General features: G+C 62.8%; 14 protein-coding genes. 12 read left to right on the top strand and 2 right to left on the bottom strand.

What is annotated here, in order from left to right; all coding sequences use genetic code 11:
* Positions 1-5 precede the first annotated feature (5 nt).
* Both AC0L3D_RS29250 and AC0L3D_RS29245 read right to left on the bottom strand, forming a co-directional pair.
* Positions 6-1,154, bottom strand: coding sequence for a Gfo/Idh/MocA family protein (locus AC0L3D_RS29250; protein ID WP_473646613.1), 1,149 nt, complete (start codon positions 1,152-1,154; stop codon positions 6-8).
* A gap of 258 nt (positions 1,155-1,412) precedes the next feature.
* Positions 1,413-2,174: a DeoR/GlpR family DNA-binding transcription regulator gene (locus AC0L3D_RS29245; RefSeq protein WP_287329190.1), complete on the bottom strand. Its 762-nt coding sequence runs from the start codon at positions 2,172-2,174 to the stop codon at positions 1,413-1,415.
* 158 nt (positions 2,175-2,332) lie between these two features.
* On the opposite strand from AC0L3D_RS29245, the gene AC0L3D_RS29240 reads away from it, so the two are divergent.
* The 12 genes from AC0L3D_RS29240 (at position 2,333) to AC0L3D_RS29185 (ending at position 13,997) form a co-directional block, all read left to right on the top strand.
* Positions 2,333-3,133: a beta/alpha barrel domain-containing protein gene (locus AC0L3D_RS29240; RefSeq protein WP_023797149.1), complete on the top strand. Its 801-nt coding sequence runs from the start codon at positions 2,333-2,335 to the stop codon at positions 3,131-3,133.
* Between the two features lie 3 nt (positions 3,134-3,136).
* Positions 3,137-4,087, top strand: coding sequence for a PfkB family carbohydrate kinase (locus AC0L3D_RS29235; RefSeq protein ID WP_473646612.1), 951 nt, complete (start codon positions 3,137-3,139; stop codon positions 4,085-4,087).
* A 90-nt stretch (positions 4,088-4,177) separates the two neighbouring features.
* Positions 4,178-5,323: an ABC transporter ATP-binding protein gene (locus AC0L3D_RS29230; RefSeq protein WP_473646610.1), complete on the top strand. Its 1,146-nt coding sequence runs from the start codon at positions 4,178-4,180 to the stop codon at positions 5,321-5,323.
* Positions 5,324-5,437: 114 nt separating this feature from the next.
* Entirely contained in the window at positions 5,438-6,685 is a 1,248-nt protein-coding gene (locus AC0L3D_RS29225; protein WP_473646608.1) for an ABC transporter substrate-binding protein, read from the top strand.
* A gap of 139 nt (positions 6,686-6,824) precedes the next feature.
* Positions 6,825-7,721, top strand: a complete 897-nt coding sequence (locus AC0L3D_RS29220) for a carbohydrate ABC transporter permease (protein ID WP_027153440.1) — start codon at positions 6,825-6,827, stop codon at positions 7,719-7,721.
* Positions 7,722-7,726: 5 nt separating this feature from the next.
* The gene (locus AC0L3D_RS29215; protein WP_473646606.1) at positions 7,727-8,569 is read left to right on the top strand and encodes a carbohydrate ABC transporter permease; all 843 of its coding nucleotides are present in this window, start codon (positions 7,727-7,729) and stop codon (positions 8,567-8,569) included.
* Between the two features lie 190 nt (positions 8,570-8,759).
* Entirely contained in the window at positions 8,760-9,575 is an 816-nt protein-coding gene (locus AC0L3D_RS29210) for a sugar phosphate isomerase/epimerase family protein (protein WP_473646605.1), read from the top strand.
* Positions 9,576-9,585: 10 nt separating this feature from the next.
* The gene (locus tag AC0L3D_RS29205) at positions 9,586-10,662 is read left to right on the top strand and encodes a Gfo/Idh/MocA family protein (RefSeq protein WP_473646603.1); all 1,077 of its coding nucleotides are present in this window, start codon (positions 9,586-9,588) and stop codon (positions 10,660-10,662) included.
* The gene (locus tag AC0L3D_RS29200) at positions 10,662-11,480 is read left to right on the top strand and encodes a sugar phosphate isomerase/epimerase family protein (RefSeq protein ID WP_473646601.1); all 819 of its coding nucleotides are present in this window, start codon (positions 10,662-10,664) and stop codon (positions 11,478-11,480) included. The genes AC0L3D_RS29205 and AC0L3D_RS29200 overlap by 1 nt, the downstream gene beginning before the upstream one ends.
* Complete coding sequence (locus AC0L3D_RS29195; protein WP_473646600.1) at positions 11,480-12,313, top strand: alpha/beta fold hydrolase; 834 nt, start codon at positions 11,480-11,482, stop codon at positions 12,311-12,313. Before AC0L3D_RS29200 ends, AC0L3D_RS29195 begins: the two co-directional genes overlap by 1 nt.
* Entirely contained in the window at positions 12,310-13,032 is a 723-nt protein-coding gene (locus AC0L3D_RS29190) for a ribulose-phosphate 3-epimerase (protein ID WP_473646598.1), read from the top strand. The genes AC0L3D_RS29195 and AC0L3D_RS29190 overlap by 4 nt, the downstream gene beginning before the upstream one ends.
* A complete protein-coding gene (locus tag AC0L3D_RS29185) occupies positions 13,032-13,997 on the top strand; it encodes an ROK family protein (RefSeq protein WP_473646597.1) in 966 nt (321 codons plus the stop codon). The genes AC0L3D_RS29190 and AC0L3D_RS29185 overlap by 1 nt, the downstream gene beginning before the upstream one ends.
* Positions 13,998-14,114 lie beyond the last annotated feature (117 nt).

Here is a 14,114-nt window from a genome sequence, read left to right as displayed (position 1 = left end):
CGATATCAGACGAGCAGGCTCGCCGCTTCGGCGTCCTGGAAGAGCGGCGGCTGATCGACCGTTGCGTTAACGGCGACGGACTCGCGACTCTCACCCGAAGCGAGGATCGCCTCCATGATTTCCAGCACATGAAGCGCAAGGTCGCCGGACGCCCGCGGCTTTCTTCCTGTTGTCAGCGCGCGCGAAAGATCGGCAACGCCGAGCATGCGGTAATTCCCGCGGTCGGGCGCGGCGAAGGGCCAATTGCGCGCGCCATAGAGTTCGCTCTCACTGTGGAAGTCGGCCCAGTCGGCCCCTCGTTCCGACAGCGAGACGGTGCCGCCGAACGTATCCGGATCGGGCAGCCTGAGCGAGCCTTCCGTCCCATGCAGCTCGATCGGGTGGTTGGAGTGCCTGAAGACATCCCACGAGGCGCCGAAGGTGACGGTGGCGCCTGAGCGAAACTCCAGCAGGGACAGGATGTTGGTCGGTGTGCCGACCTTGAAGCTGGTGTTCCGGTAGGGGCCTTCGGCGGTGATCAGCCGCTCCTCCTGGCCCCGCGTCGCCATCGCCATTACGCGGGCCACCGGCCCGAGCAAATTGACCAGCATCGTCAGGTAGTAGGGACCCATGTCGAAGACCGGTCCGCCGCCGGGCTGATAGTAGAATTGCGGATTGGGATGCCAGTGCTCCATGCCGCGCCCCATCATGAAGGCGGTGCCGGTCACCGGCCGGCCGAGCGCACCCTCGTCCATGAGGCGGCGTGCCCGCCGTCCGGCGGCGCCAAGGAAGGTGTCCGGGGCCGAGCCCAGCAGCAGCCCGCGCTCCGCCGCCTCGGCGACGAGCCGCCTGCCGTCCTTGGCCGAGGTCGCCAGCGGCTTTTCGGTGAAGACGTGCTTTCCCGCCGAAAGCGCCGAAAGCGAAATATCGAAATGCGCCACCGGGATGGTCAGGTTGAGGACGAGGTCGATCTCCGGGTCGGCCAGAAGCGCATCGACGCTGACCGCCCGGATGCCGTATTCGCTGGCGCGCAGGGCCGCCAAATCGGGCGATATGTCGGCGCAGGCGCGTAGCTCGACCTCGCCGAACAGGGCCGCATTGCGCAAATAGGTCATCGAGATATTGCCGCACCCGACAACGCCGATGCCGAGCTTAGCTCCTGATTTTCCTGGCATTTTCCACTCTACCTCCCGACGTGGCAACGCTCTGGTTGAATTATTGCACCAGCAACGGATCACATTCGAAAGCCGCTTTACAGCATTTTAAATATTGACGCGCGTAAAATTATTATAGAACATGCGAAAATGATGGCGCAACATTGGAGGCCGCCAGCCTTGAGGAGGAGAACATGACTGACGGCCAACAGCCGATGCGAATCCCGTGGGTCATGCGCGCATTGGATCTTTCCGTCGCGGTCAGGGACCGAGATGGGTTCAGGCATAGATCACCTTGGCCCCGGTCATCTCAAGCTGGCTGCGTATTGGATCGGGCAGGCCATCGTCGGTGATCACCACATCGACGGCCGACAGCGAAAATGCCTTGGAGGTCCCGCTGACGCCCCATTTGCTCGAATCGGCGAGGAGGACAACGCGCCGGGCCATGCGAACGAGGTTTCGCTTCGTTCGCGCCATGTCTTCGTTCACGTCGACCACATCCAGTGACGAGTCGATCGCATGCGCTCCAACAAAGACCTGATGCGCTACCAAGCCGCCGAGAGCCGTATCGGCATCGGTGATCAGCGTGCTCACCGTGTCGGGATAGACCCGGCCGCCGATCATATGAACGTCGAGCCCGGGACGATGCATAAGATGCTGCACGATATTCATGGCCGTGGCCGCGACCACGACATTGCTGAGCGGCGGTAACTGCATGGCAACCTGCATCAATGTCGAGCCGCCGTCGAAGATGACCGATTGGTTGTCCTCGAACAGGTCTAGCGCCGCCCGGGCGATGCGCTTCTTTGCGTCGAGGTTCGTTTGCATCCGCCGGGCGAACGCGGCCGTAGTCGAATCTGTGGTCCGGGTCACCGCCCCTCCACGGGTCTTGGTCAGTAGTCCCTTGCGGTCAAGTATCTCGAGGTCGGAACGCACCGTGACCTCCGACACGCCAAACCCGTCTGACAGGTCCTTCGTGCGCACCTGTCCGCTGCGCTGCACCTCACCCAGGATCGATTGGCGTCTCTGCTCCGACAACATTGCCCTGCCCTTCCCTGCACCAAGCAACCGCTCTGGCCTCGGCTCAGCTTACCAAAAATATGCAAATTCGAAAGCTTTCGAAAGATTGTATTTCTTGTTTCTTTCGGAAACACTGGGTCCAGGATTTTGAAATCAAACGATTGGGGAATTTTGCACTCATGAGCCTAGGAACCAAGGTGCGTCTTGCGCGCCTCTTCTCGCATCCATCGGGGAAACTTTTTGGCGGCGCGGTCGACCACTTCGTCGGCTATGGCGACGTGCGCAAAGGCGGCCTTGCCGACCTGCCGGGTGCGCTCGCACGCGTCATGGTGGGCAAACCCGACTACGTCAGCATCCAGCCTGGCACCGCGCGCCATCTGTGGCCGCAATATGCGGGCAAAGCTTCCCTGGTGATTCAGGCGGGCTGCTTCACTCCGGACGATCGCATCAGCGAGTTGATCGCAACGCCCGAGGATGCGGTGCGCGCGGGGGCCGATGCGTTGGCCGTGGCCATCCCGGTACGCGGCGCGACCGAGGGCAAATACATACGCTGGCTGACCGATTCGGTAAATGCAGCGGCCCGCTACGGCATGCCTGTGGTGGCGCATATCTACCCTCGCGATTTCACCGACGGAGCAAAAATCGTCTTCACCCCCGACGAGATCGCCTATGCGGCGCGCATCGGCTACGAGTCCGGCGTCGACGTGATCAAGATCGGCTACACGGGCGATTTCGAGTCGTTCCGAGAGACCGTCCGGACCTGCCCGGTGCCGGTTGTGATCGCGGGCGGTCCAAAGACCGATACGCTGCTCGGCGCGCTTCAGCAGACGGCGGACGCCATCCGTGCCGGCGCACGCGGCGCCGTGGTAGGCCGCAATCTTTGGGGGCATGGCGATCCGGAGAAGGCAGCGCTTGCCTTTCGGGGCGTCATCCATGACGGCCTTTCGGCGCAAGACGCCCTGGCGAAGGCGGGTGCCTGAACGATGCCCACCGTCCCCGCGATCCTCGGCTTCGGCGCTATTGCGATTGACGACATCGTCTACGTCGATCAGCCGTTGTCGGCGGGCAAGGGGAAGGTTCTGCAAAGTGCCCGCGCTTTCGGGGGAAATGTTGCGACGGCGCTGGCCACCGTCGTGCGACTCGGCGGAACCGCCGGGTTCGCCGGATGGCTGGGCAGTGCCGCGGACGACGCCGTGCTGCGCGATCTCGTTGCGAGCGGTGTTGAAACCGCATTCGCGCCGCGCCACCCCGACGCGCGCCCGGTGCGCTCGCGGATCACCGTCGGCTCGGACGGGGAACGGTTCATCGCGTATGACGACGATGCGATGCTGGGCACCGCTCCGGATTTTCCGGACGATATCCTCAGCCGCGCGACCGTCCTGATCGTCGATAGCTACGCGATCCGGTCCCTGGATGTCGTGGCTCGGGCTCGCGATCTCGGCCTTGCGATCCTCGGCGATATCGAATGGAGCAGCGGCCCAGCCACGGAGCGGCTGATCGCGCTCTGCGACCATCTCATTCTTCCACTCGGCTTTGCGCGGACTGCCACGGGGTGCCGATCGCCCGCCGAGATGCTCGATGCATTGTGGTTGCCGTCGCGGTCCGCAGTGGTTCTGACCGACGGTGGCAGGGGCGTGTACTATCGCGGGCGTGAAGAGACAGGTCTCTGGCACCTGCCCCCGCACAGGATTGTGGTCGTCGACTCGACCGGTGCGGGTGACTGCTTTCATGGCGCCTATGCCCATGCGTTGACGCGCGGAGCCGGCACCGCAGGCCGGGTGGCATTCGCGGCCGCGGCGGCAGCCCTTTCGATAACGGGCCGTGGCGGGCGCGAGGCGCTTCCGACCGACGACCAGGTTACGGAACTCCTGGCATCGACGAACGCGCCGTCAGCAGTCGAACTGAAAAAAACGCATGTCAATACTGGAACATAGCTAGAAACTATACGATGAAATATTTCGCAGGTGAACATGATCCGAGGAGGGTTATAAAAATCAGCGGCTTATACTTGCGGAGGGAGGAATATGGCAGAAGTCATTCTTGAGAATATCTGCAAAACCTACGGTAACAATTTTCGCGCAATCGACCAATTGAACCTATCGGTCGAGGACGGCGAGTTCTTGATTCTCGTCGGGCCGTCCGGCTGCGGCAAATCCACCGCGTTGCGAATGATCGCGGGATTGGAGGACATCACCAGCGGCAGCGTTCGGATCGGCGGAGTCGACGTCGTCGACATGCCGCCCAAGGACCGCGACATCGCGATGGTCTTCCAAAGCTACGCGCTCTACCCGCATATGACGGTGTTCGAAAACATCGCCTTTTCGATGCGGCTGGCAGGCAAGCCGAAGGCCGAGCGCAAGAAGCGCGTGGACGAGATCGCCAAAACCCTTCAGCTGACGTCTTTGCTGGACAGCAAACCCGCGAACCTTTCAGGCGGACAGCGTCAACGGGTTGCCATGGGCCGCGCCATGGTGCGCGAGCCAGCCGCCTTTCTCATGGACGAACCCCTTTCCAATCTGGACGCGAAACTGCGCGTGCAAATGCGCGCCGAAATCACCAGTCTGCAAAAGCAGCTCGGCGTAACGACCATATACGTGACCCACGATCAAATCGAAGCGATGACGATGGGGGACAGGGTCGCGGTGTTGAAAGGCGGCGTGCTGCAGCAGGTCGATACACCCAAGAGGCTCTATGAATCGCCGGTGAACGCCTTCGTTGCCGGCTTCATCGGCTCTCCTTCGATGAACCTTTTCGAGGCGACCCTGACGGGCGACGAACTGATGTCCGGCACCTTCGCCATTCGGCTGCAGGAGGCAGCCTTCGAGCGCAGGCCGGGCTTGAGGTCGTTTGCGGGGCGCAAGGTCGTGTTCGGCATACGACCGGAGGATCTTTATGACAGCAGCCTCGAATCCGGTCGCAAGTATCAGACGATACCGGCCAAGGTGACCTCGATCGAAGAACTCGGATCCGAACATATTGTCCATCTGGACATCGACGCGGTCCGGGTGGACTCCGGCGATCCGGACGCGGTGGACGATTTTGGCCTGGCATCGAACGCGGTGGCGAGATTCGAGCCGATCAGCGCCGTCCACTCCGGCTCGGAAATCCGGTTGGCCCTGGATGATGCCAAGTTTCATTTCTTCGATCCCGAGACGCATCTGGCGATCTGAAGATCTGCGGCAGACCGCAGGCGAGAGCGAGGCGCCTGCGAAACGCAACAAGGCTTCTGAGTAGAGCAGACGATCGTCCGCATTGTGCGGTCGATCTTAAAGAAGGAGGAGAAAATGATGTTTCGGATACAACCCGTGATGCTGAAAATAGCCGCGGCCGCATGGTTGCTTGGCGCAACCGGCGCCATGGCGGACACGACGCTAGAATTCACCCAATGGTGGGAGCCCGAATTGCCGGCCGGCTCGCTCAGGGCAATCATGAATGACTTCGAGGCTGCAAACCCCGGAATCAAGGTGACGCTGGTCAGCGGCCCCTATGCGACCACGCGAGACCAGATCTCGGTTGGTGCTGCAACTGGAACGCTTAGCGACGTTGTCGGTCTCGACGGCGCCTGGGTGAACAATCTGAACGCGCAGAATGCGCTGGCCGACATGAACCCGATGATGGATGCGAGCGAGTTCGACCAGACCCAGGTCGCGGATATCATCAAAGTGGACGGCAAGGCGGTGATGTTTCCCGTGGCTTCGTTCGTCTATCCGGTCTTCGTGAACATGGATCTCGCCGCCCAGGCAGGCGTGACCAAGCTGCCGTCGACCCGCGCGGAGTTTCTCGAAGCCGCCAAGAAGATGACCCATGCCGACAAGAACCAGTATGGCTGGGTGCTGCCCTTGTCGCTGCAAACGCCGTCCGGTGTCCAGAACGACCTGATGTCGTGGGTCTGGGCCTCGGGTCAATCGATGATGGCTGACGGCAAGCCGGCTCTCGAGGGCAAACCGGTCGTCGATATGCTCACCTTCGTCAAATCGCTGAACGACGCCGGCGTCATTTCGCCCGGCATTGCCACCAAGACCGAGCAGGAAAAGGTCGAGGAATTCGTGAACGATCGGGTCGGAATGATGATCGACTCGCTCGCGCATGTGAACCTCATTCGCAAACGCAATCCCAAGCTGAACTTCGACCTCATCCCCGTCCCGGTCGTGGAGAATTACAACGGCAAGCGCGGCCTTCCCTACGCCTCCTGGGGCGTCGGCATCTCTGCGGCCTCAAAACATCAGGAGGAAGCCTGGAAGCTCGTCCAATATCTGATGAGTGAAAAGGTGAACGCCAAGCTCGTGACGCTTGCAAACGCCTTCCCGGGCAACGTCAATGCCAAGCCCGATTTCGTGACCTCGGACAAGGCTTTCGCCAAGGCTTTCGAAATCTTCAAGACCGGCTATCTCGCCAACGAGTTCACGGGTCTGCCGGTGGCTGAAGACCTGATGACCCAGTTCGACGTGGAAGCCCAGAAGATGCTCGCCGGCGAGCAGTCTCCGGAAGAAGCCGCAGCCAACGCTCAAAAGGGCTGGATGGCGAAATTCTGAGCGACCTGTTCCCCGTTGCTATCTTCCACCGGGTAGCCTGACTTAGGGCAGGCCACCCGTCAACAACGGATCGGCAATTTGAGATGGACCTCTTTCCGAAGCGCACCTTCCTCTTGAAGGCACATCCCAAGGGTGGCACATGACTCGGCAGAAGCGCTCCCACCATCGACTGAAACGAGCGGTCGCACCCTATCTCTATCTGTCACCCTCGCTCCTCATCATCGGCCTTCTGATGCTACTGCCGATGGTGACGGTGATTGGCTATTCGTTCCAGAACAGCGCGGTGCTGCGTCGCGACCCATCCTTTGCCGGACTGAAACACTACCACGCGATCTTTGCCGATCCGGTGTTCTGGGCCTCGCTGTGGCACACGCTCTACTTCACCTGCATGAGTGTCATCTTCCATATGACCATCGGCATGGTCTTCGCACTCATGCTGAACAGCGACCGCATCAATCCGACGCTGCGCAACATTCTGCGCGTGCTCTACATATTGCCTTGGCTGTTCACCGCGGTGATTATCGCCGTGATCTGGCGCCTCCTGCTCGAGCCGAACGGTGTCGTGAACAGCGTTCTCATGCAGATGGGCATCATCGGTTCCAAGGTCGAGTGGTTTTCCTCGACGGCGACCGCGCTCCACGCCGTCACCTTCGCCAATATCTGGGCGGGCTACCCGCTTTTCATGGTCAGCTTGCTCGCAGGCTTGCAGGGCATTCCCAAGGATTTCTACGAGGCCGCCGATATCGACGGGGCGAAGGCCTACCAGAAGCTGATCTTCATCACCATCCCGCAGCTGATGCCGATCATCATCAGCATCTCGCTGCTCGACTTCATCTGGACCATGCAGGTCTTTCCATTGATCTGGATAACGACGGGCGGCGGTCCGATCTACTCTACCGAGGTCCTCAGCACCTACACGTACAAGCTGGCGTTTTCGAGCTACAACCTGTCGCAGGCGTCGGCGAGCGCCGTGGTCATCCTGCTGATCTCTCTCGGCCTGACGCTGTTCTACATCCGCTATCAAAAGGCTCGGTAGTCACCATGAGGAAAAGGCACACACCGAAAGACAGACTGATCACCGTCGCGCTCCATGTCGCGCTTGCCGCAGGGCTCTTTTTCGCGGCCTTCCCGATCTACTGGATGCTGAGCAGCTCGTTCAAGTCGAATACCGAAATCTTTGCCCTGCCACCAACCGTCCTGCCGAAGGCCTTCACGCTGGAAGCGTATGCGGCCATCCTTGGCGACCCGGTAAAGCTGCGCTTCTTCTTCAACAGCTACTTCGTGGCCGGAGCGGTGACCGTGCTGACGGTCCTGATTGCCTTGCTGGCGGCTTATGGGTTCAGCCGTTTCAATTTCCGCGGAAAGGGCAGCCTCAACACACTCATCATCAGCACGCAGACGATTCCGCCGATCACGCTTTTGATCCCCTTCTTCGGGCTTGTCGTCTCGTATGGCATCTTCGACACCTACGTCGCACTGATCCTGACTTACCTGGTGTTTACGCTGCCCTACGCGATCCTGCTGATGACGGGATATCTGAACACCTTGCCCCGCGATCTCGATGAAGCGGTGGCTGTCGACGGCGGCACCAGCTGGACCGCACTCTGGCGGGTGATCGTCCCGATTTCACTGCCTGGTATCGTGGCGACGTCGGTCTACACCTTCCTGTTGTGCTGGAACGAATTTCTCTTTGCGCTGACGCTGACGAAGTCAACGTCCATGCGCACCGTCCCGATCGGCATCCAACTTTTGATGGGGCAGCACGCCTTCGAATGGAACCAGATGATGGCGATGAGCGTGCTGGGCTCGCTACCGCTCTTGCTCATCTACCTCGTTGCCCAGGGGTTCTTCCTCGCCGGCATGACCGCGGGCTCGGTCAAGTAGGATGTCCCTCCCACGGAGAACCGATGGGGAAGGCCGCGCGTCGAAATCGATGGATTGGACCTTCTCTGCTGGCAGGCGATATCGCCGCGGCCTCGGGCGTCTTCATAGCGCCGCTGAATCGTGCTCGTGCTGTTCATCCAGCGCCACATCAACAAAGGGCTGACGCAGTGCGGCATCAAGGAATGAAAGCATGAAAGACCTGAAAGTCGGTTGCCAGACCTTCACCTGGGAAATGCTCGGAGAGCGTTTTACCGGTGGTCCCGACGATCTGCTTAAGGTGATCGCCGATGGCGGCTATGCCGGCATCGAGATCACCGACACGATGATCGGCCGCTATGCCGACAGGCCGGCGGAATTCGCCACGGCGCTGAGATCGGCCGGCCTCACCCTTGTTTCTTTCGCCTTCGGCTCGAAGAGCGGCTTTACGCTGAAGGAGAGCATCGGCGCCGACCTCGAGACAGCGAAACGCTGGATCGATTTTGCCGCTGTCTTTCCAGGCGCGCTGGTCTCGATGGGCTCGGCCACCGTCGTGTCCGATGGGCCGCGCGACGACAAGTTCCCTATTGCTGCCGAGTTCTACAACAAGGCCGGCGAATTTGGACGCAAGGCGGGCGTCGAAATCGCTGTCCATCCCAGCTCCCACCACAACACCCTGCTGTTCGACCGTGCCGACTACGACTGGATCTTCGCACTGATCGATCCGTCGCTCGTCGGCTGGGTGCCCGACACCGGACACATCTTGCGCGGCCATCAAGACATGATCGATACGCTTACCACCTACCGCGACCGCATCCGCTACGTGCATCTGAAAGACGTCGACGCCAGCGGCACCTGGGCTATGCTCGGCAAGGGCGTCTGCGACACCCAAGCGGTGATCGATATCGCCAGCGGCGCACCTCGTTTCAACGGCTGGCTGGTGCTGGAAGAGGAATCCGAGACCGCCGCCGGCGATCCGGCCGCCGCGGTCAAGACCAACCGCCAGACGATGCGCGGCTACGGCGCGTGAGGAAGAGACCATGATCCGGAAGCAAGACCGTCGCCTTCGTGTCGGCGTGCTCGGCTGCGGGCCGATCGCGCAATTCGCGCATCTCGAATCCTGCGTGAAGGCCGGCAACGCCGATCTCTATGCGATCTGCGATGCCGCCCCCGATCTTCTGGCGCGCATGGCCGCGACCTATGAACCCGAAAAAGTCTATGGCGATTACGATGAGATGCTGGCCGACCCGCAACTGGAAGCGGTGATCGTGGCGACCTCCGACGCCTATCACGTGCCGATGTCGATCAAGGCGCTCAAGGCCGGCAAGCACGTGCTGTGTGAAAAGCCAATCGGCGTCTCGGTCGAGGAAGGCGAGATGCTCGCCAATGCGGTCCGGCGCTCCGGCACGGTGCTGCAGGTCGGCCATATGAAGCGCTTCGACCCGGCACTGGAAGCGGCGCGCGATTTCGTCCGCGATGAGATCGGCGAGATCCTGGCGCTAAAAGCCTGGTATTGCGATTCCACGCACCGCTACACCAACACCGACGCGGTCCAGCCGTTGCCGGTCACCAGCAAGCTGGCGCGCAAGCCGGGCGGCAATCCGAAGGCTGATCTCAGACAGTATTTCATGCTCGCGCACGGCTCGCACCTCGTCGACACCGCGCGCTTCCTGTGCGGCGAGATCGTTGCCGTGCGCGCCCGCCTCAACAAACGTTTCGGCGCCTATTGCTGGTTCGTCGAAACCGAGTTCGCCAATGGCGCGCTTGGCCATCTCGACCTCACCGTGGCTGTCCGCATGGACTGGCACGAGGGTTTTCAGCTCTATGGCGAACACGGCTCGGTGATCGCGAAGACCTTCAATCCCTGGTATTTCCGGGCGAGCGAGGTCGATATCTTTCACGAGAAGGATGCAACGTCGCGAAAGCCGCTCGGCGCCGACGGGCATTTCTTCAGGCGCCAGCTCGAAGGCCTCGCCGAGACAATCCTTGACGGCAAGCCGATGCGCGGCGCCAACGTCGAGGACGGCCTTGCCTCGATCCGCGCCATGGTGGCGATCGCCCGTTCGGTCGAAACCGGCGATCGCGTCGAGACCGCTTCCGTAACGGGAGCGGTCTGATGCAGATCGGGGTGTTCGCCAAGACCTTCCCGGGCAGCGAGCCGGCTGGCGTGCTGGCAGCGGTCCGCGACGCGGGATTTGCCGTCACCCAGTTCAACCTTGCCTGCGCCGGGCTGCCGTCGATGCCGGGAGCGGTGCAAAAAGACGCCATTGATGCCATCGCGGACGCATCGAAGGCTTGCGGTGTCGCCCTGGCAGCGCTCTCGGGAACCTACAACATGGCCCATCCCGACAGGACCGTGCGCGACGACGGCCTGCGCCGGCTTGGCGTGGTCATCAAAACCGCGGCAGAGCTTTCCGTTCCGCTGGTCACCTTGTGCACGGGAACACGCAACGCGGACGATCAGTGGGCATACCATCCCGACAATACCGGGCCCTCGGCATGGGAAGACATGGCCGGCGAGATGGAAAAGGCGCTTCAGCTCGCGGAGCGTCACGGCGTTGATCTTGGCATCGAACCCGAACAGGCCAACATCGTCACCTCGGCCTCGGACGCGATGCGCCTGATTGCCGAGATGGGCTCGACACGGCTGCGCATCGTGCTCGATCCGGCCAACCTGTTCGAGCAGGCGAGCCTCGAGGAAGCACGCGCCATCGTCGCCGCCGCCGTCGAACGCGCAGCGGACCACGTCGCCATGGCCCATGCCAAGGACCGCTTTGCTGACGGCCGCTTTGCCACCGCCGGTCGGGGTGTCGTCGACTTTGCGGATTTCGTCGCCAGGCTGAAAGCATCGGGCTTTGACGGGGCGCTGGTCACGCATGGCCTCTCGGCCGAAGAGGCTCCCGGCGTTGCCCGCTTCCTCAAAGGGCTGGTGTGATGGCGCGCCTGGCCACGCTGCTTCGCGATGACGCCACGCTTCGGATTTCCGATAGTGGCGACGGGCTTGCGGTCATCTTTCAGCATGGGCTGGGCGGTGGCGACGCGCAGGTCGCCCAGGCCTTCCCTTCCGGGCCGGGCTTGCGGCGCATCACGCTGGAATGCCGCGGGCACGGCGCGTCCGGACTGGGCAGCCGCCGGCCGTTTTCCCTGGAGATGTTCGCGGACGATGTTGTTGCCGCCGCCGATCAGGCCGGTCTCGATCGTTTCGTCGCCGGCGGCATTTCCATGGGCGCGGCGATCGCCATGCGCCTGGCCTGCCGTCATCCGGACCGCGTCGCGGGTCTTCTCCTGGTGCGGCCGGCCTGGATTTTCGACGACGCGCCGGTGAACCTGCGGCCGATCGCCGAGGTTGCCAGGCTTATCCTGGACCACGGCCCCGACAAGGCGAGGGCGATCTTCGCGCAATCGGAAACCGCCGCGCGCCTGCAGCGCGACGCGCCCGACAACCTTGCCTCGCTGTTCGGGTATCTTGACCGGCCGGACGCCGCGCCGTTCGCGCAGGTCCTCGCCGACATTGCCGGCGACGGCCCGGGAGTTTCAGCGAGTGACGCCGCTGCCCTTGGCATCCCCACGCTCGTCATCGGCAATGCCATGGATGCGGTGCATCCGCTCTCGGCCGCCCATATGCTCGCCGCAGCCATTCCCGGCGCGACCTTTGCCGAAATCCATCCCAAGGCGCTCGACGGCGTCAGGCATTTCGCCGAGCTGCAGGCTGAGATCACGACCTTCCTTCAGACCTACTCGAACTTCCGGAGCCTCGTTCCGTCATGACGACCAAATTCCTGTCCGGCCCCGCTGCCATCGCCGCCCTGCCGCGCAACCGGCTGCTCGGCGAGTTTTCGCTGTGGTCGGCCGACCTTGCCAATATGGAGCGCGACCTGAAGCGCATAGAACATCATGTCGACCTACACCACATCGATGTCGCGGACGCCCGCTTCACTCCCGGCTTCCTGTTCTTCCCGGATCTGGTAGCGCGGATCGCCGGGCTGACGGCAAAACCGATCCATGTGCACCTGATGGTCGAAGCCGAGATCGTCGAGGAGCAGACGCGTCAGTTCATCGAGGCGGGCGCCGACCTGGTCAGTGTCCACGCCGAAAACGGCGAAGCCGGCCTGCGCGCCGTGCGGCTGGCGCATGCGCTCGGCGCCGAGGCCGGCGTGGTGCTCAGGCTGGAAACGCCGGTGGCCGCGGTCACGCCTTTTCTGTCGCAAGTGGCGTTTGTGACGCTTCTCGGCACATCCATCGGCGTCAAGGGCCAGAGCCTTTCCGAGCAGGCCTGCCCACGTTTGATCGAAGCGCGCGCACTGATGAGAAAAGTCGGTCGCGAAACCGACATCATCCTGGCTGCCGACGGCGGCATCCGCCACGAGACGGTGCCCCGCCTGCGCGCCTCTGGCGCCGAGACGGTGGTGCTCGGATCGCTGGCGTTCGGCGACCCCGACCTCGCGCAGCGCATTCGCTGGCTGCATGGGCTGAAGGTCGCCGTCTGATGACAAGACTGGCCCTCGCCTTCGATCTCGGCGGAACGGAGCTGCGCGGCGCGCTGGTCGAGAGCGACGGCGGCGTTGTCGCGCAGGTCTCGGCGCCGACGATGGCGATCGCGGGATCGGATGCGGTGATCGGCCAGATCATCGCACTGGCCGGGGCTCTTCTGAGACAGCGCCCACAGGCGGATGTCGCCGGGATCGGCATCGGCGCGCCGGGACCGCTCGATCCCAAGGCCGGTATCGTGATCGCGCCGCCGACGCTGGCCGGCTGGCACGACGTGCCGTTGATCGACATTCTTGGCAAGCATTTCGGCCTGCCGGTGCGGCTGGAAAACGACGCTAACGCGGCCGCCCTTGGCGAATGGCGCTTCGGCGCCGGCCGAGGCAGCGACTCCCTGGTGTTCGTCACCGTGTCGACCGGCATCGGCGGCGGGGTCGTCGCCGACGGCCACATCTATCACGGCCGGCGCGGGCTGGCGGCCGAGATCGGCCACATGACCATCACCGGCGAGGGCGACCGCTGCTTCTGCGGCGCCGTCGGCTGTTTCGAGGCGGTCGCCTCCGGTACCGCGCTCGGGCGGCGTGCCACGGCGCTGACCGCGCCGGGCGACGGCTCCCTGCTTAGGCGCCTTTCGGCTGACGGCGACGTTTCGGCCAGGCAGGTCGTCGAAGCCGCACGTGCCGGCGATATCAGCGCGCTCGAATTGATCGAGGCGGAGGCGAAGTGGCTCGGCATCGGCTTCACCAACCTGCTTCACCTCTATTCGCCGGACCTGATCGTCATGGGCGGCGGCCTCGCCAATGGCTTCGACCTGTTGGCTCCAACCATCAGGGCGACCGTCGAGCAGCGGGCGATGCCGGCCTACAGGGATGTACCGATCGTGCCGGCGCAGCTTGGCGACCGCGCAGGACTGATCGGCGCGGCCAGCCTGATCCTGCGGGAAGGCGAACCGGGCGTATCTACTTGACCAGTGGCCGAATGCGCCATGGTGCAAAACCCTTGAGATGCCGGCAGGACAGAGGGGGGCGCCAAGGATCGCTGCAGTCTTCATTCTGCGCCGCTGCATCGCCCGACTGAGCTTAGC

The sequence above is a fragment of the Mesorhizobium sp. WSM4837 genome, from assembly GCF_055811435.1.
The sequence above is the reverse complement of the archived record's forward strand: the minus strand, read 5'-3'. Positions and strand labels throughout refer to the sequence as shown.

Excerpts from the sequence above, each read along its gene's own strand:
- AC0L3D_RS29210 (WP_473646605.1), top strand. The coding sequence starts at position 8,760 with ATGAAAGACCTGAAAGTCGGTTGCCAGACCTTCACCTGGGAAATGCTC.
- AC0L3D_RS29215 (WP_473646606.1), top strand. The coding sequence starts at position 7,727 with ATGAGGAAAAGGCACACACCGAAAGACAGACTGATCACCGTCGCGCTC.
- AC0L3D_RS29235 (WP_473646612.1), top strand. The coding sequence starts at position 3,137 with ATGCCCACCGTCCCCGCGATCCTCGGCTTCGGCGCTATTGCGATTGAC.
- AC0L3D_RS29245 (WP_287329190.1), bottom strand. The coding sequence starts at position 2,174 with ATGTTGTCGGAGCAGAGACGCCAATCGATCCTGGGTGAGGTGCAGCGC.
- AC0L3D_RS29225 (WP_473646608.1), top strand. The coding sequence starts at position 5,438 with ATGATGTTTCGGATACAACCCGTGATGCTGAAAATAGCCGCGGCCGCA.
- AC0L3D_RS29205 (WP_473646603.1), top strand. The coding sequence starts at position 9,586 with ATGATCCGGAAGCAAGACCGTCGCCTTCGTGTCGGCGTGCTCGGCTGC.
- AC0L3D_RS29200 (WP_473646601.1), top strand. The coding sequence starts at position 10,662 with ATGCAGATCGGGGTGTTCGCCAAGACCTTCCCGGGCAGCGAGCCGGCT.
- AC0L3D_RS29250 (WP_473646613.1), bottom strand. The coding sequence starts at position 1,154 with ATGCCAGGAAAATCAGGAGCTAAGCTCGGCATCGGCGTTGTCGGGTGC.
- AC0L3D_RS29230 (WP_473646610.1), top strand. The coding sequence starts at position 4,178 with ATGGCAGAAGTCATTCTTGAGAATATCTGCAAAACCTACGGTAACAAT.
- AC0L3D_RS29190 (WP_473646598.1), top strand. The coding sequence starts at position 12,310 with ATGACGACCAAATTCCTGTCCGGCCCCGCTGCCATCGCCGCCCTGCCG.
- AC0L3D_RS29220 (WP_027153440.1), top strand. The coding sequence starts at position 6,825 with ATGACTCGGCAGAAGCGCTCCCACCATCGACTGAAACGAGCGGTCGCA.
- AC0L3D_RS29240 (WP_023797149.1), top strand. The coding sequence starts at position 2,333 with ATGAGCCTAGGAACCAAGGTGCGTCTTGCGCGCCTCTTCTCGCATCCA.
- AC0L3D_RS29195 (WP_473646600.1), top strand. The coding sequence starts at position 11,480 with ATGGCGCGCCTGGCCACGCTGCTTCGCGATGACGCCACGCTTCGGATT.
- AC0L3D_RS29185 (WP_473646597.1), top strand. The coding sequence starts at position 13,032 with ATGACAAGACTGGCCCTCGCCTTCGATCTCGGCGGAACGGAGCTGCGC.